The sequence below is a fragment of the Pseudoalteromonas sp. S16_S37 genome, from assembly GCF_014694405.1.
In the GTDB taxonomy this organism is placed as follows: domain Bacteria; phylum Pseudomonadota; class Gammaproteobacteria; order Enterobacterales; family Alteromonadaceae; genus Pseudoalteromonas.
In genome coordinates this window covers 26104-44256 of record NZ_JAAUWV010000039.1, presented here as the reverse complement: position 1 = coordinate 44256, position 18153 = coordinate 26104, and the positions used below count along the sequence as shown (strand labels likewise).

Genomic DNA, 18153 nt, shown 5'->3' with positions numbered 1-18153 from the left:
AGGGCTAAACGAACTAACACCTGATGAAGTTTACTTCGGTAAGCAAAGATACGCGGCATGACTGGATCAACCACTTAAAAAGTTAGCTTATGTGTCCAACCAATGGGGTCCAGCTCTATATGCAGTTATAATGTATTGCATTGGCTTTCCTTTTAAAAATGCTTTTACACCCACTTATTGTATAAAAACTAGGTTACTGCGTTCTAATTCCTAGAACACCTGTACTTTATAATAAACAAAAAGTTATTTACAGAATTGCTTAAGTTATTATGGCTATTTTTAAGTGTGTAAAGGGGATTTACAAAAAAATGGAATAGAAGGGGAACACTGTGGATAAGGCCCAGTAATTAAATACTGAACCTTATCATTGAGTGATTTTAAAACTTACCTGCAGGCGGCCAGTTTGGATTATCAATTTCATCTTCACCAACTGCACTGCCAGCTTCTTGTGCAATTGACAACGGGACGTTTTCTTTAGGAATACATACTTCAACCACAAAGTTGCTATCTGGATTGCATCTTATTTCTTCCATCACCGCCATCAGCTCACTCATATGACTCACAGTACGACCCACGCCACCAAAGGCTTCTGTTACTTTTGCAATTTTCCAACTCGGTAGCTCGTTGTATGCATAGACGCTATCCAGTAACTCATCTTTGTAATCAACTGGCGGTTGTCTAAATGGATTGGGGTTTACTAAGTATTGTTCAATACCATAGATACCATTGGCGATGACAAATACCACGGTGTTTTGACCGTAAGCATGCTGATCGGCAACAGCTTGGCAAGTTTCATGAAATGCACCATCGCCCACAACAACCACCGCACGCTTATCAGGCATAGCGCATTTAACGCCAGTTCCCGCAGGGACGGAGTAACCGATAGAAAGCCATGCAGCCTGGGCTATAAAACCATTGCGAGATGGAATTTTAACCCCTTGTGCGCCGATAAGTGGAAAACCCGCATCAACAATCATCACATCGTCTTCGCTGATCCATTGACTCATGGCGTGGAAGAAATTGTCATAGCCAAGTGTGCTATCTGAATTTGGACAAGTACGCGCTTGTTTCATCAATGCGTTGGTCAAGCGTAAGCCTGACAACTTTACAGATTCAACTGTCGCTAACTCAGTAAACTTAGCTATCAGCGCGTCTAGGTACTGTTCTAACTGCACAGATGGATAGAAATTTGCACCAACAAAAACACCACCATGTGCGGCTAATACAGTTTTGCTGCTGCGTATATCTTCGTTGCCAGTGTCTTTACCTGTCGTCCAAGCGCCAATGCCGATAAGCGCACCGTCATCGCCAACAAGCTGGGTTATCTCTTCGTTTTTAAGCGTGACACACCCTTCAAACCATGGATGAGTCTCTTCAATAACCGACTTACTCAACGCTGTAGTCACAAAATGGATATGCTTATTTGGTAACGTGTGCGAATGGTTGAGTATTCCCAACAACTCTAGGAATTTATCTTGTAAACCATAACGTTGTAACTCAATACCCGCCCAAAAAATGCTATTTGGTTTGCTTAACATCAACTCTACTGTAGCTTGGGCTGCATTGCTTGCCTCACTCACAGTGATCGTAGCATTAGCGCCTGAAGCAAGTTTTCCTTGCGGTTTTTGACATGGGGTACGCCACACATCTTCGGCCACTTCAAAATAAATAGGGCGCTTTTGAGTCAGCATAGCGGTGATGGCAGAATCAATTTGGTAAGGCGCTTGTTGCGCGTTGATGATTCTCTCGGCTGCGACAGTAATGGGCTTAAACATGTGAATATCTACGAAGTCATAGCCCGTTGTGTGCGAATACAACAAGCCAGCTTGCTTTGATATTTGATCTTCCTTATTTGTTGGCGCGCCATTGATTAAAATAACGGGCACTTGCTCAACAAAAGAACCCGCTATGGTATTTAGTAAACTAAAAGCGCCCACACTGTAGGTTACATACAATGCGCTTACACCTTTTAATCGAGCATAAGCATCCGCCGCAAAACCCGCACATATTTCATTGGCGTTGCCAGATATTTTTATAGGTGAGTTATCGTCAGATAAGATGACATCCAGAAGCGCCGCCGTGTAGTTTCCGGCCACACCAAACATCTGCTCTACACCAATTTCCTCTAAACGCTGCTTTAAATAATCAGCAACGCAGTATTTATCAATTACACTGTTCATATTTATTCTCGAGACATTAGGATAAAAAAAGGAGGCGCAAGGCCCCCAATTGGTCTAATTAAGCTTTGTCAAAGTAGGTTAAGCTCACACCGATAACGCTTGTTCTATCAACAGTGTCGTCTACTGGTGCATCACTCAGGCTTAGTTTTGGATCAATATACTCATGAATCAATCGCGATGCGTTTTCTTCGTAGGCAGCCTTAATTGCAAGTGATGGCGCAACGCCAGTTTGCTCTTTGTAAAGCTCGTCAAATGGCTTCAATCCGAAGCCTTTTTCTAGCACTAAGTCGGTAGAGCGCAATGCGCCTTCAACCCAACCTTGATAGTCAGAGAAAGCTTCTCCGCAAGTGAATAGGTTAGGAAGAGGCTCTGTTAAATCCGCCATGACTTGTTTATCATCAGCGCCAACAGCCCACTGATGCACACCATAGCCAAACTGCTGGCTCATAGGTAAGTCAAAATCAACGCTGCCTTCCCAGATGCGCGCACTTGTTAAAACGGGTTGCGGCACGTAACGTGTGTCGAAAATATCTTTAAAGAACGCCGTCGCTTGCTCTACAACGGCCACTGATGCAGGGTAGATATCTGATGGCACTTCACATACGTACTGATCTTGATTTGGGTTGTGATACAACTCACCTTTGTTTTGCAGCGTGCTCCAGAAATTAATATTCAAGTAGTCGCAGTAAATTGTCAGTGCAGCAGGGCGGTCGTATTTTTTCGCGTTGATTTCATCCAACTTAGCCTGTGTCTCTTTATCTGGATGAGTTTTACGTTCTTGATACATGAGCGCGGCAACAAGCGGTTCATTAACAGCATAAAATGGATATACCGAACCAGTTGGTAAATCTGCAAAGTTAGGACCAAATTCAACAGCAGGGCGGCCTGTAATACCTGTTGCCCACCATGGTGTATCGTAGTACAGGTTAATTTTAAGTAGCGGCTGATTTGTTGCGGTTTGCAGCGTATTCCAAATTTTCTTAGACTCTTCTTTTGGTAGTTCATTGAAGGCGTTTGAACCCACGAATAAGCGCTCTAAAGCAAGCCGAGGTAGCCCTAAAATAACCTTTTTAGCGCGAAGAGTTCCCGTCACATAGCAACCATCTTTTTCTGTCCGTGTGTAACGCAGAATATATTCTTTGCAGTTTTTATCGTAATCAATTGCCTCAATTTCGGTTTTTAAATGGATACGCTTTTCACCGATGTCCTTAACTAACGCATTTGGCAAGGTACTGAAGCCGTCTTTAAAGGTGCGGAAATTTGCATCTGCAGGAAAATCTTCAAGTAGCTGATATGCAACACCTGCGTTCATTTTTGATAAAAACGTGCCATTAAACCCAAGTGCACGATAGAGCATAGTAATACACTCTTGCGAATAGCCCATATCAGAGAAAAGATCCCATAAAGACCACTCGTTTAGACCTTTACCCTTCCACTTACACTCTAAACGGAAATCTTGCCAAAACGATGGGCCTTTTACTTTTGGACGCTCGTTAAACTGTGGATTAGCTTGTAAAATACGGTTAAAAACAACATTCACAATTTCAGTTGGATTCATACTTTGCTCTGGTTGGTCTAAATTATAAAGTTCAGACCAAATAGCATAGTTATCCTCTTTTGCTTCGTTCACTGAAAAGCTTTGACCACGAAAATACAAACGGTTGTTACCGCCACTGTTCATCGGGAACGGAACGATTTCGTCTTGTAAATCCAACTTTAAGAACAAAGCCATTAAGTCGTCCATGCCATCAAACAAAAATCGCATGCCACCTTGTTCTTCTTTTACTGTAATCGTGTCTGGCTGGTTAGGGCCTGTTTTCTGATTTTTAAACTTAATAAGGTCGGAGTCTAAACGGCCGCCCGTTCTATCGGAGCGCTCAAGAATGACAAAATCATTTTCATTTGTCTCGTTTTGCAATCTCCACGCACTGTACAGGCCAGACATACCCGCACCAACAATCGCAATATCAACTGAATCGGGGATAGTTTTATAATCGATTTCACTGCCAAGTTTACAATGGGTCATTGTTATTTCCTTGATTTGTTATCTGTTTATTAGCAACTTAACGACCAGTTCGGTACCGCCAAGGCATGACTTAGCAAAATGTGGCCCAACCAAATGTGGCCGCCAAACATGTGCACCGTTTGCTTAAGTTACAAAGTTCAATCTTTAGTTTTTTAGGGTTTACTGTTGGGCAAGTACTGCGAACTTATTCCTTTAAGTATGCATGCCGTCACGCCTCTCCCTGTAGACCTTAATAAATGTAGCAGGTATGTAAATAAATGTGTGTTACAGAGCATTACAAAGCGATTTTTTTGCTCTAAAACAAAAAAGCACCTGAAATATATATAGTTTTATTAACGTTACTTTTTCTAATTTGTTCGTTCCTTTTATAAATAAACATTTGCTGCAGCATACCGTTGGCCACCTTAGATCTGGCTTTTCGCGAAGAAGTTGCTGGCCCACTGCTTAAATCCAATTATTCACGACACTCTAACTAATTGAAATTATTTATATAAATCACAATAAAATAGTTATTTTTGTCACTTTATTTTTATAAAAACATCAAAAATTTGTATACAACCCATCTTAAGTTAGCCGCTGTCTTTGATTGGGAATCAAAGCGTATTAAACAAAATCAGCCTTAGTTAACACTTAGCAACAAAATTTATAATTACTACCAAGGACTTTTTTAATGATAAAGATGAAACAATTGATAACGCATCTAATAACAGTGAGTTTGTTAGCTTGCTCATTGTCTACATTAGCGGGAGAGTGGATCCCTATCTATTCACCCGAACCAAACCTCGACAAAGGAGAATCTTTATTTGGCTATTCATCTGAAGGGCGTGAAACATATACCATACAAAACAAAGATGGCAGCTTGATAAACGTAGTAGATATAGGCGGTTATGGCTATGTGAGTGACATGATCTTGGGCCATACAGACACCTTAAAACAGCGCGGCTATCACTTAAACATTAACTCATCACCCAGTGTTAATAATGTACATCGTGATTTTGACTCTATACAGGGTACTGTGAGGCATTTAGACTCAAGTTACAAATGGCCAAACGGCGTTATCCCTTATGTTATTGATGGAAGCCTTGGTGCTCAGGCGCGTAGAGACTTTCAGTACGCCGTTGAGCATTGGCACGCCAATACCAGTATTCGACTGGTGCCACGCACCAACCAACGCGATTATGTAATCGTTCAAAACGGTGGTGGGTGTAGTTCCTGGATTGGTCGCTCAGGTGGCGCACAAACAATTACGCTTGCCAATAACTGTGGACGCGGTGCAGCTGTGCATGAAATTGGTCATGCGGTCGGGCTATTTCATGAACAAACTCGCCCAGACAGAGATAATTACATCCGTCTGTTATGGGGCAATATCTCAAGTAGTATGGCATACAACTTTCAGCGCATTTCAAACTACCAAGGTAAAGCACATGGTCAATATGACTATGATTCAATTATGCATTATCGCATCAATGCGTTTGGTATAGGGGGTCGTCGTACCATCGAGATATTGGATACGAACGTGAATGAGTACAATGTAGGAAATGGCCAACGCTTAAGCCAAGGCGATATTGCTGCCGTAGCTTATTTGTATGATACACCAGATCCTATTATTGAATGTTCGGTCAGTGTGATTGAAAACAATCAATCATTAACGTTGTCAGCAAGAAAAGGGCAGTCACAATGCTTTAAGCTAACGCTGGGTGCAAATGCAAAGCGCTACCGCATCACAACAACTGGCAATAATGGAGATGCAGATTTATTTGTTCGCAAAGGTCAAATTGCAACGCAGCATAACTATGATTGTAAGTCAGATGGCGAAAACGCCAACGAAGAGTGCATATCTGCTACCACCGCAGGAAACTATTACATTAACGTTTATGCATACAGCGACTTTGATGACTTAACACTCAGCGCTGAAGTTGAATTAAAAGATGACGACCCAGTTGATGGCAGTTGTAAGGCACACGCGCTTACGCCAAACACCACTGTTACACTTAAAAACATCGCTGCAGATACGGGTATGTGTTTTAAAGTAACAGCTGATAATAGCTACAGCTCAGTAGAATTTAACTTAAAGGGTGGTGAGGGCAACGCAGATCTCTATGTCAGAAGTGGGGCTCATGCTAACCGCCAAAACTATGATTGCGTAAGCGCAACATCTAACAACAATGAGCACTGTTCAACCTCAGCGCAAAACGCAACCTATTACATTTATGTTTACGCGAACACCGAAGTAAGCAATACCGCTTTGCGGGTAGACCTAAAAGGTAGCAATGATAATAGTGAAACATATGTGGGTGAAATATCAACACGAGACGAAGTGGACATTCAGCCAAATGGTCAGTGGTTTGAATACCAAGGAGGCAACCTAACCGGACTATTAAATGGTGATAACCAGGCTGATTTGGAGTTAGGCCTAGAGGTTTGGAATGAAGACAAACAACAATGGGAAGTCGTTAAATCATCAACCCAGCCACAGTCTATTGAAAAAATTGAATATCAAGCACCGTATGGCTACTACCGCTTCAAAATATACAGCTGGGACAGTCAATCAACAGGGCAATATCAGTTTACTTTGAAAAAATAACTAAATTTGCGCCTTTCAACGAGAAGGCGCTTTTTTAATAACGCTATTGATTTTGAAGTACACTCAATTTTAGTTTCCTAGATAGTTAGCGTTAGAACAGTTGATCTTATTCACTTATCTACGTTGACTACGCATAAAGTCACTCAAAAATATCTTAAATAAATCAGCATCAATGGAGTTCGACTTTAATAGATTACATCATTTAACATAACGTAAATTATGGGATGTTACGTATATCCGTTTACCGTTATCTCCATCTATGTGTAGATGTCACCAGCTAAGTCCAATACTAGGCAGTATCGGACTTATTGTTAATAAGCTTGATCATATTATTGCGCAATCTATAATTAACCATATTCAAACTCTTATGATGGTGTTTCTTGTTGTACAAAGCCGCTTCGTTATTGTTTTTCTGCTATTGCATGATAATGAGTACATTGAGTACGGCTTCATCTAATACAGATCCTGAATATGAAATATCTCGCGCACAGTATTTTATGCGCTCAGATCCAGAGCAATCTTTAGCTATTCTCAATAAAATATCTAACGTTGATAAGTTACCTGATGAGCAGCAAGTCGCATTTCACGTATTGAAGCTTAGAACCTCACTGACACTCAACTATCTTGATGACATAGACCCAATATTAGAGACCTTATTCAAATTGGATGAAAAACCCGCTTTTTCGGAAACAATAGTGGCAATATTAAGTGGTACGGGTATTTGGCTAAGAAAAACAAACTATTTTGACGCTGCACAACATGTTTTCTCATGTGCGCTGAAGCATGCAGATAAGTCTAGCCAACGGATCTCTTTATTGATAAGTAGTGCGATTGTTGCCAGATATAAAAAAGACTACACGCTTGCGAAGTCTATTTATTCAGAGGCATCCAACATCGCTATGCGACTTGATGACGTGCGCGCAATGGCAACAATCAACAACAACCTTGGCACTATTGCCATGGACCAAGGCAATATAAAAGAAGCCGAAGCACATTTTCGAGAGGCCTTAACCGCATTTCAATTAGCGAATAACCACTCTGGCCATATAAATTCGGGTATAAATCTGCTGTTCACTTTTGTTTTGCAAAACAAAAGTATCGATTTTTTGCGATTATATCCGCATATTTCACAGCTCTCTGATGAATACCCAGATGAGTCGAAAAAAGCCTATTTATTTTGGGTCAATTCGGCATATCAATATACCCAAGGTGTCAAACTTACCGACCAGCAAAACAAAGAATTAATTATTGAATTTAATAAGTTAGCAGGGCCTCAGCTAAAAACACTGATTAAAATTCACTTGGCATCGCTCATTGGTATTGAGGTACCCATTGTCGAGCATATCGCAACCAAAAAATTTGAAAATAAAACTTGGTTTAACAAAGTATTAAGCTGTAATTGGTAACTACTTAGCCAACAAATCCGTTAATACTATGTTGTTGTTATTGTCTCGGCTGTTGCGAATTATTTCGTCATGATTAAAGGTTACACCTGATTTCAATAACCGGTCGTAAAGAACAACGTTCACGGTTGCCGCTAGATTCATACAGCCTTGAGTGGGAACATAAATAACGTCTTGGCACAGCTTAAGGGTTTCTTTATCAAGAGAGCCGTCTTCTGGACCAAACATATAGAATGCACTTTTTGGGTGAACATATTCGGTAAGTGGTTTTGCACCCTCAATAAGCTCTATCGCGACAGGTGTAGCGCCTAGTGGTATAACATCACCTAAAGACTGAGCACCGATGAGAGGTATGCTTTGATATACCTTTTTGGTGTCGGTTGTGAACTTTCGCGCATTTTCAAATCGCTTACCTGTATAAAACACAGAATTGACACCATAACACCCTGCTGCTCGCATCACTGCGCCAACATTACTTGGGCTTTTAGGGTTAGTTAATCCAATACAGGCAAATCCACTATCAAACATCGTTTTTCACTCTTTTATATATGCCACGCGAATCTACAACAATAACGGCAGCACGTCTATAGAGGTGCGCTTGTTTTGCAAGCTATGGTAAGATCTCACCATATTAAGCATGAAAAGTTTATAAATGAATATTGATACTTTCTGGCAAATTATTTCTACAGTGCAAAATGATGATGATGTAAACCTTGCGTTGAGAACTGCACTTTCAGCCTTAGATAAACAAGAGATAGCGGAGTTTGACATACTCTACACCCAACAACTGCGTAAGTTATGGCATTGGGATAACTGGGCATTTGCCTATGTTATGTGTGGTTGTAATAGCGAGTATGACTTTTTAGATTTTTGTAATTGGTTGATATTACAAGGAAAGACTAATCTAGAACAGATATTGAGTAACCCTGATAGTTTAGCTAATTATGACCATGTTCCAATGAATGACGGCCTGCCCGCCCCTTACTGTGACGAACTCGATTTGGTAGCAGGTTTATTGTATGAAGACATTACAGGCGAAGAACTCCCCTACCACAACGTGGTGAATTTTCAGCCGCAAGGCAAAAAGTTTAAAAATAAGCCCAAGTTACTAAAAGAGCGGTTTCCGCTACTGTTTGCTAAATATTGGCAGCAAAAATAAAAAAGGCGCTTGAAGCGCCTTATGTTTTTAGCATTTAGTTTAAAATAATTCGCAGCATACGGCGTAGCGGCTCTGCTGCGCCCCATAACAGTTGATCTCCTACCGTAAAGGCACTGATATATTCAGGGCCCATGCTGAGTTTTCTAATACGTCCAACAGGGATATCAAGAGTCCCCGTTACGTTTACTGGTGTAAGTTCCTGTGCTGTTTTATCACGATCATTTGGGATAACTTTAACCCAGTCATTATGAGATGCCAAAATACGTTCGATCTCATCGACCGGTAAATCTTTTCTAAGCTTGATAGTCATTGCTTGTGAGTGACAACGCATCGCACCAATTCGTACGCATAGGCCATCAATAGGGATCGGAGATTTAGAAGAGCCCAAAATTTTATTTGCCTCAACTTGAGCTTTCCATTCTTCTTTTGATTGACCAGACTCCATAGGAACATCAATCCAAGGAATTAAACTACCAGCTAATGGCACCCCAAACTGGTCTGTCGGCAAATCATCTGACTTAATCTTATTCGCAACTAGCTTATCGATTTCTAAAATCGCAGAGCCTGGGTCATTCAACAACTCTGCAACTGATGCATGAATATCACCCATTTGTGCAATTAATTCGCGCATATTACGCGCACCTGCACCTGATGCAGCTTGGTATGTCATAGGGCTTACCCATTCAACCAAGTCTTTTTCAAATAGACCACCTAAGGCAAGTAGCATTAGAGAAACCGTACAGTTGCCGCCAACAAATGTTTTAACGCCCTGCTCTAACCCTTGCTTTATTACATCGCTGTTTACTGGGTCAAGTACGATTATGCTATCTGACTCCATTCGCAATGCCGACGCTGCATCTATCCAGTAGCCATTCCAACCTGATTCACGCAAAGCAGGATAAATTGATTTAGTGTAGTCACCACCTTGACATGAAATGATAATATCCATGTCAGACAAGGCCGTTACATCGTTAGCATCTTGTAGTGGTTTGGCAGTACCGGCAAAGTCGGGGCCTAAAAGCCCAGTTTGTGATGTCGTAAAAAAGTGCGCATCAATGTGTGCAAAATCATTCTCTTCCATCATTCTGTGCATAAGCACAGAGCCAACCATACCACGCCAACCAACGAGTCCTACTTTATTCATGTTATTTTTACCTTCATTTAAAATTAATAGACATTGCGTGAGTCTAGACGTCCAAAATAACAAATATGAGAGGGTTCGACTAGCCAAAATTGAATATTATTTTCTCTAAATTAGTGACGTTTTTTGTTGGCAACAAAGGTGGAATTTGGGAACTGAGTAGGACTAATTCATTACTTGATACGCTATCTACGGCTCACTGCCCTTACCAATAAGTCTTGTATTGAGTAAACTTAGGGTTCTAAAGCTAACACACCACACAATCAACTTAATGGCAATTACATAAAAAAATAGCTTATCTTTTCAGTTAATTAAGTTATGACGATAAAATAAAAAACCCCGCAAAGCGGGGTTTGGATACAACATGTAAAGGTTGTCCTAATCTGATGTTCACGACATCAATTCAGAACTCGGTTCGAGGTTCGTTTATAATTTTTAATTATAACCTTTAAGATTGTGTGCACTTTAAAGTATAAAGATGACAAATTTATTAACGTGCTGAGCTTTATACTTAAATTATCTGGTTCAGTACAAGTTCACTTAACTGATAGCGTATAGTCTACGTTACATGTCATATTTTCGCAATCAAATCTAATTATTTTTTATGAGATAAAAAAAGCCAAGGCGATAGCCTTGGCTTAATACTTTCGTTGTTATTAGTAAAAATCGTCTAGCACTTAAAATTCGTAGCTATAGTTTATGCTTACGCTTGTACCAACTTCTTTTTGTCTAACAATAAGATCTGATTGTGTTACTTCCTGTTCTTCGTTTAGCAGGTTTTTCACTTTGAACTTAACCTTAGAGTTAAAGTCCGGATACCAAGTGTACACTAGATCTAGTGAATGAAACGGTTGCTCGAACGCATCTTGTCGACCACCGATACCTGAGGCCAATATACGCTCGCCGAACACGTTGTATACTAATGAACCACTGTGCTGGCCATCTGCAGAATCAAAACCCATTTGTAGGTTAACTACGTATTTAGAATGACCTGTCATACGCTTCGTAGGGTTAGTTAAGTTACCAGCAAACGCAGGGTCAATTGATACTTCTGAATCACTTAATGTGATGTTACCAGACGTGAATACACCACTTAGGGCAGATGATAAGTCGTATAGCCATTCAGCTTCAATACCATACACTTCACCATCGATACCATTTACAAATGAAGCACTATAATCTTCATCACCGACTCGCAGTACGGTTTCGATTGGATTAGTAATATCTTTGTAGAACGCACCAACCGAGAAGTTGTCGCCGTTATCCATGTAGTACTCAAAGCGCGCATCGTAGTTTTTCAAATCACTACTTTTAAGGCCTGGTGTACCAAATGTTTTGATATCAGTAAGCGGATCGTAGTAAGCAACAGAGACTAACTCACGTAAGTCAGGGCGAACTGTCGTTTCTCCGTAACTAAAACGAACCTGATAGTTACTTTCAGCCAAATAAGTTAAAGCCAACGAACTAAAAACATCGTCCAGATTAACTGAGCCTTCTTTAATTTTTTCGGGTGAGTAGAAAATGCCCTGAGTGATCTTATCAAAGATCAAGCTAGACGTGCCGATAGAAACTTGCTTAAAGTCTTCGTAGCGCAAACCGCCACTTACACGCCACGAGTTATCGTAAAGCACATCAAATTCAAAGAAACCCGCATCAATTTTTTGAGCCGCTGTATAGTCATCCGCGCTCGGTGCGGTCGGTTCGTTAAAAGTCAGTAAAAAGTTGTTATTGCCAACAAACTCATCGTCCAAGTAGGTTGTTAAGCCAAGTATATTTTCTGCGCTGTTATTTACTGGAATAGAGATGCCAGTATTGTTATTAACAGCAAAACTTGACGTATTGTATACACGCGCTCGGTCCATAAAGTCGTAGCCAGCTTTCAATGTAACTTCGACATTGTCAAAAGAAAGTGGCAATGTAATGTTACCGCTGTACGACTTAACATTATCAACCATGTTGGTAAACGAATAAATTGCTCTATTGTCGTCACCAGTGATAATCGAACCTGTGTAAGCACCGTTCTCAAACTTATCAATAAAACGGTAATCAATGTTAGTTGGGATGCGTGTTTCCGCTTCCGACTCTGTATACTGCCAATCAGCACCAACTCCCCAATAATCAAGGAAAGTATGTTGGCCGATCAACTGATCTACGTCTAATTTGCGTTCTTCGTAATTGAAACTGTGAGCACGTTGCGCTTCACCCGTACCTGCAATAGTTCTTACCGTACTGCCGTTAGGACTTTGAGATACGGATAAGCTTACTTCATCTTCGTTATCTTCGAGGTATATTTTCGAGTAGCTAACACTGTGTTGTTCAAGTTTGTAACCCAAATTGAAAACACCGCTAATACGTTCGTTTTCAGTAGTTACTTTTGAATCTTTCACTGTTACGTAACAGTTAGTGCTGGCATCTTCTGCGGTGGCAAGAGACGTTGTACAGTTATCTGCAGGATCGTCATCCGTCACCGCAGTCTTACGCTCTGAATACGACCAGTCGTTATCATAGGAGCCCGCAAGCATAAACCCTATCGTGCCACCAAAATAGCTTTCATCGAAGCTAGTGCCAATATTGGCCTTTACATCGTAGTTCGGATCTAACGATTCTTTGGTAACTTTGAGATCGCGAGGTAGCGATAAAATTAGCGATTTATTAATCGCAGCCGCTTGTTCAGCTCTCGTCTGCGTTGCGGTTTCCTTAATGCCATCAGCATCAACAATACCTTCCAAACTAAAATCGCCTCTATAACTCAACACGGCATCATGTAATGCTTGAGGCTGCCCGCTTCCAGGGCGTGAATATGTATAGCCTTTATCCGAGTTTGAATTCATACCAATGCCAATTTCAATACCTGCCGTAAATTCACTTGGCACTGATTTAGTACGAATGTCGATATTACCACCACCAAATGCAGCTGGCATCGAAGGAGAGTATGCTTTCTGTACAGCTAAACTTTCGATAATACTAGATGGGAAAATATCCAGTGGTACCACGTTACGTGTTAAATCTGGGCTTGGTACTGAAGCACCGTTTAGGCGCGCGCTGGAATAACGCTCACCTAAGCCGCGAACATAAACGAATTTACCATCAACAAGCGTTAAACCCGTTACACGGCGCAGTGCCGAAGCCGCGTCACTATCACCAGTACGAGATAGCTGCTCAGCGCCCATAATGTCCGCAACGAACGCTTGATTTTTACGCTCTTCGATTACTGCAGCCGCACTGCCTTGCAAGCGCGTGCCAACAGCTACAACTTCTTCTATTGCTTGGTCTTCTGCTGCGATGCTTGGCATTGATACTCCAACAACCACCGCCGAACTTACTGCCAACGCAATTTTTTTCAATTTCATATGAGTATTCATTTGCAATCCTGCCAAAAACCATAAAAAAGGCGCAAAAGCTGCGCCTACTTCGTGATAAACATATAAATCACAAAAGATTTTGATTATTTAATAGCAGCAAGTGATTTTTGTACCCACTTGTACCATGGGCTGCTTGTATCCTTATCCGATACTGCGCCAATGTAATCCACTTGTTCGAAGAATGTCTTGTCTAAGCCTTCGCCTGTTAAATCGTTTGCTTGGATTGTAACTTCTGTAGAGGCCGTGTTAGTAGAAAAACCATCTGCAGATAGCACGCCTTGCGCGTTATCAAGAATGATACTTGAACCACCGTTTGCAAACCATTCAGCTTTTGAGCCAGAACCTGCGTCAGCGTTAAATGTGTCACCGTCTTTAAACTGTTTAACACATGCCATTACAGAGTTGTTGAATTTAATTTTGCCGTCTGCAGCTTTTTTCTGAGCACTTACATCTTTAAATTGAACACAGTTGGTCCCATTAATTGATGCATCAGCCTTAACAAATAACGTGTTGTAGTAAGTACTTTCAATCGCATCATCAAATGCAATTGCTTGTGAGGAGCCATTATCACGAATAGATTTACCATCTGTGGTGATAACCGTTACGTTGGCAATAGTAGGGTTAGATGCCGGTACTTCTGAGTAGTCTGCACCGCCGTTTTTCTCACCGTCTGTCTCAAAGCCATTGTTACCCATGTAACCTTCTGTACCAGCTGGGATGGTAACTAGTTTTTTCTCGTCTTCATCGTAGTATGTCACGTCTGTTTTAGTGGTCACTTTACCGTGCTTAACTAAAATAAATTGTGCATTACCTTTCCAGCCAGCGTCGATATCAATACCATCATCTTGTGTATCAGTTACTACGATGTGTTTGATGTTTGCAGCACCACCGAAGAATTCGATACCATCGTCAAAACCTTGGTGAATATGCAAATATTCAAAACTAGACTTAGAACCTACGGCATTAAGCGTTAGTGAGTTTAAGTCGTTACCTTCACCGCCATCACGAGGACCTGAACCTGCGTACCAAATGTTTGCATATTTGATGCTACCGCTGTCGTCTGCGTTATCATTTCCACCGAAGTGGCTAACAATACCTTCTGACTCAGCATTACATGTGCCAGCTGCACGTTGTTCATTTTTACAGTGGTTAGTTAAACCAAAACCGTTAATCATGATACCGCCCCAATCAGCAAATTGTGCGCCGGTGCCAGCGATATCAAAATCTGGGTAAACTTTTGCAGAAGTAAATGTAATTGGAGCTTCAGCGGTACCAATTGCGTTAATTTTTGCACCACGACCGATACGCACAATCGCTTCACCAGATGTGAATGCCATTGTTGTACCAGGTTCAATATTCAGCGTAGGACCATTTTTCTCGATGGTACAACCAAGAGTCGTATCACAGTTTTTACCCATTTGGATAGCACCTTTAAATACGTGTGCACCACCATTGGCTAACGCTTTAAATGTGATGTTTTCTTCAATTTCTAGGTTTTTGCCTGCAAAATTTGTGTCATAAACACAGTGTGGCGCTTTAAATTCACCCTGAACTTCGTTACCAGCAACTGTACGTTTAGTACATGGGTTTTCAACTTTGCCATCACCAGTATCTGGTGTAGTAGGAGTAGTTGGTGTTGTTGTTGTGTTATTAGAATTCTTTACACTGCTATCGTTAACAGTAGGCGTAATTTTAATATCGCCGCCACAACCGGCTAAAACTAATGCAGAAGCAACAAGGCTAACTTTGAATAACCCAGAAAATTTCATTTTTATCTCCAATAAATATAATAATTATAAGCGCATAAAAAGCTTGGACTTAAAGTAACGCCACTGTATTACAAATGGGTTACACTTTATAGAAACAATAATGACAATTTATATTTTTGAAATAAAAAAACCGCCCGAAGGCGGCTTTGGTGTTGCGATTATAAAACTATAATAAAGCTTGTTTTAAAGTCTCATTATGTAGTTTTTCTTTTTTTACGTAATTAATCCACTGCTTTGCTAAGTTTGCAGATTTTTTGTGTTTTTCAGCTTGTTCAAATGCCAATATCGAAGCGTCGAAATTTTGCAAATTATATTGAGCCATGCCTAATGCAACATAGGCATTTGACTCGAACGTTAATTGACCTTTATCTAATGCCGAGCGTGCAGCATCTGCAGCTTCATCAAACATTTCTAAGTTGATATATATTTCTGCAAGCCTTTGATCATAATTACCATGTTCAACTAACTTGCTTGCCTTTGCAAAATACGCTACTGCCTTACTGTCTTCTTTAGCTTGCACCAAAGACTCTGCAATAAACGCCTGGTTTTTAGCGTTATTCTCTATAACACCTTGCTCCAAACCTCGCTCCATAACCTTTGCAGCTTTATACGCTAGACCGTTATACATATACACTTGCGCAAGTTGTTTCATTTCTGAACGTGATTTTACAAAGCCTTGTTGATCTGCGGCTTCAAAAATTGCTAATTGCTTTTTCTCATCACCAATTTCACCATACATTCCTGCAAGCTGGATCCAATAGTTAGGCTTATTATAAAGCTTAACCATTTTTTCCAGTACTTCAGTTACCTTTTCAGGTTGATTAAGTGAGTAATAAAGTGCGCGTTGTAAAACCAACCAGTTTTCATTTGGCACATTACCTTTTGATTCACTTAATCCGATCGCTGTATTAATATATTTTACAGCTTCTTTGTATTCTTTTAACTGGTAATTAGCTTGAGCACGAAGTACATAATAATTATCAGGTGTCACGCTTGCGTTTATTTCCTCCCAGCTATCTAAATATTTTATTACTTTATTATATTCAGAGTTAGCCATTGCTAGTTGAGCCAAACTAAATGTAGTCGATAATCTTAATGACTCAGGAATACCCTCTTCAGCGACAACCTTTTCAAAAGATGCTATTGCTTTATCTAATTGGTTTTCGTTGTAGTAAATAAACCCATAAAAGTTATGCATCATTGCAATTTCATACGAGTTCATACTTGATGAGCGCTCGTTGATGCTATCTAGGGCTTCTAAGCCAGCCTTAACATCGCCATCATCAGCAAGTTTCTGTGCTCGTGCTAGTTGACTGTAAACCTTTTCTCTAAGCGCAGGTACACGCGTGGTTTTAGTTTCTGCATAAGCCGTACTGATATCTATCAATGGCACTACCGACACCAAAGAAGGTGCAGCTGAGCCTGCGATAAATAAAGCGCTGTAAATTGCTAGTTGTTTAATATTTTTCATAATCGCACCTCGAAAACCTCATTAACCATTAATTTGGAATGAAATCTTATTTTGTACACCTGCAACCTCTACCGCCTCACCATTGACGACACGCGGCTTATACTTGAACTTTAATGCTGCATCGAGCGCCGCCCTATCGAATATCGCTTCTGGTTCAGCGCTCACTACTTTAGGGTCGCGAACTGTGCCTTGCTTTGTCACAATGAATTCGACTATCACATATCCTTCGATACCACGTGAAAGTGCTCGGCGAGGATATACAGGCGCAACCTTAACGATAGGTAGATATTCACCGTCACTTGACTCAAGTGCCAAACCGCCTGCAAGATTTACATCTGCTTCAACGTTCGCACTAAAGTCAAAGTCTGCACCCGCAGTATCAAGATCATTACTTTGCATTTGTGGCGCATCCATCGGTGGAGGCGGCTCTTTTGGCGTCGGTGGCTTCTGTGGCTTTCGCTCTTTTTTCTGTACCGTTTCTTCTTTCTTTAAACGGACAAAATCAAGCACATTCCCTTTTACAGGATCAGTCATTGCGCCTTCCCCGCCTTGGATAAGCGCTTGCATACCCAAGAACAAGAAGAACGTAATAACACCTGCTATTATCAGTGCTATTAAATAACGCATAATTGTTACCTATGACTCTTGTGCAGCAATTGAAACATCAAACGCGCCAGCAGCACGAGATGCATCCATTACTTTAATTAACATATCTGTGGTTGCTTTTTTATCAGCCTGAATGACCACACTGCCTTGTGGGTTTTCAGCTTTTAAGCGCTCGATATTTGCCTGAACTGCACGGATATCTACTTGACGCTTGTTGATCCAGATTTCACCTTTATCTGAAATTGCCACTAGGATATTGGCGCGTTGTTTTTTAACGGCTGTCGCAGCTTCCGGACGGTTTACATCAATACCAGCTTCTTTTACAAAAGAAGCAGTTACGATGAAGAAGATCAGCATGATAAATACAACGTCAAGCATTGGCGTCATGTTAATTTCTTCAGCTTCTTCTTCTTGAAATACTTTAGCTAATGGAGCTCTCATAATATTTTCCT

Annotated in this window: 12 protein-coding genes; 3 read left to right on the top strand and 9 right to left on the bottom strand. The window is 40.7% G+C overall.

All coding sequences use genetic code 11. From position 1 onward, the window contains the following. Window positions 1–377: 377 nt before the first annotated feature. Window positions 378–2180 (bottom strand): alpha-keto acid decarboxylase family protein, encoded by a 1803-nt coding sequence (locus HC733_RS15735; protein ID WP_190365967.1) that lies wholly within the window; start codon window positions 2178–2180, stop codon window positions 378–380. Window positions 2181–2238: 58 nt separating this feature from the next. Further along, window positions 2239–4206 carry an FAD-dependent L-amino acid oxidase gene (locus HC733_RS15730; RefSeq protein WP_190365966.1) on the bottom strand — a complete coding sequence of 656 codons (1968 nt, stop codon included), beginning with the start codon at window positions 4204–4206 and terminating at the stop codon, window positions 2239–2241. A 670-nt stretch (window positions 4207–4876) separates the two neighbouring features. On the opposite strand from HC733_RS15730, the gene HC733_RS15725 reads away from it, so the two are divergent. Together HC733_RS15725 and HC733_RS15720 are read left to right on the top strand one after the other, a co-directional pair. Then, on the top strand, window positions 4877–6790 hold the full coding sequence (locus HC733_RS15725) for a M12 family metallopeptidase (protein WP_190365965.1): 1914 nt from the start codon (window positions 4877–4879) through the stop codon (window positions 6788–6790). A 428-nt stretch (window positions 6791–7218) separates the two neighbouring features. Beyond that, window positions 7219–8196 (top strand): tetratricopeptide repeat protein, encoded by a 978-nt coding sequence (locus tag HC733_RS15720; protein ID WP_190365964.1) that lies wholly within the window; start codon window positions 7219–7221, stop codon window positions 8194–8196. Here HC733_RS15720 and HC733_RS15715 read toward each other — a convergent pair whose 3' ends face one another. Beyond that, window positions 8197–8721, bottom strand: coding sequence for an RNA methyltransferase (locus HC733_RS15715; protein WP_190365963.1), 525 nt, complete (start codon window positions 8719–8721; stop codon window positions 8197–8199). It lies immediately after the preceding gene. A 124-nt stretch (window positions 8722–8845) separates the two neighbouring features. On the opposite strand from HC733_RS15715, the gene HC733_RS15710 reads away from it, so the two are divergent. Next, complete coding sequence (locus tag HC733_RS15710) at window positions 8846–9352, top strand: DUF4240 domain-containing protein (RefSeq protein ID WP_190365962.1); 507 nt, start codon at window positions 8846–8848, stop codon at window positions 9350–9352. Between the two features lie 34 nt (window positions 9353–9386). On the opposite strand, the gene asd is transcribed toward HC733_RS15710, so the two are convergent. From asd to HC733_RS15680, 6 genes are all read right to left on the bottom strand, one after another. Then, the gene (gene asd, locus HC733_RS15705) at window positions 9387–10496 is read right to left on the bottom strand and encodes an aspartate-semialdehyde dehydrogenase (protein ID WP_190365961.1); all 1110 of its coding nucleotides are present in this window, start codon (window positions 10494–10496) and stop codon (window positions 9387–9389) included. Between the two features lie 674 nt (window positions 10497–11170). After that, on the bottom strand, window positions 11171–13855 hold the full coding sequence (locus HC733_RS15700) for a TonB-dependent receptor domain-containing protein (protein ID WP_190365960.1): 2685 nt from the start codon (window positions 13853–13855) through the stop codon (window positions 11171–11173). A gap of 83 nt (window positions 13856–13938) precedes the next feature. Then, window positions 13939–15624: a hypothetical protein gene (locus HC733_RS15695; RefSeq protein WP_190365959.1), complete on the bottom strand. Its 1686-nt coding sequence runs from the start codon at window positions 15622–15624 to the stop codon at window positions 13939–13941. A 166-nt stretch (window positions 15625–15790) separates the two neighbouring features. Beyond that, a complete protein-coding gene (locus tag HC733_RS15690; protein ID WP_190365958.1) occupies window positions 15791–17095 on the bottom strand; it encodes a tetratricopeptide repeat protein in 1305 nt (434 codons plus the stop codon). A gap of 21 nt (window positions 17096–17116) precedes the next feature. Then, a complete protein-coding gene (locus HC733_RS15685) occupies window positions 17117–17722 on the bottom strand; it encodes an energy transducer TonB (RefSeq protein ID WP_190365957.1) in 606 nt (201 codons plus the stop codon). Window positions 17723–17731: 9 nt separating this feature from the next. Further along, window positions 17732–18142: an ExbD/TolR family protein gene (locus HC733_RS15680; RefSeq protein WP_152087685.1), complete on the bottom strand. Its 411-nt coding sequence runs from the start codon at window positions 18140–18142 to the stop codon at window positions 17732–17734. Window positions 18143–18153: the final 11 nt, after the last annotated feature.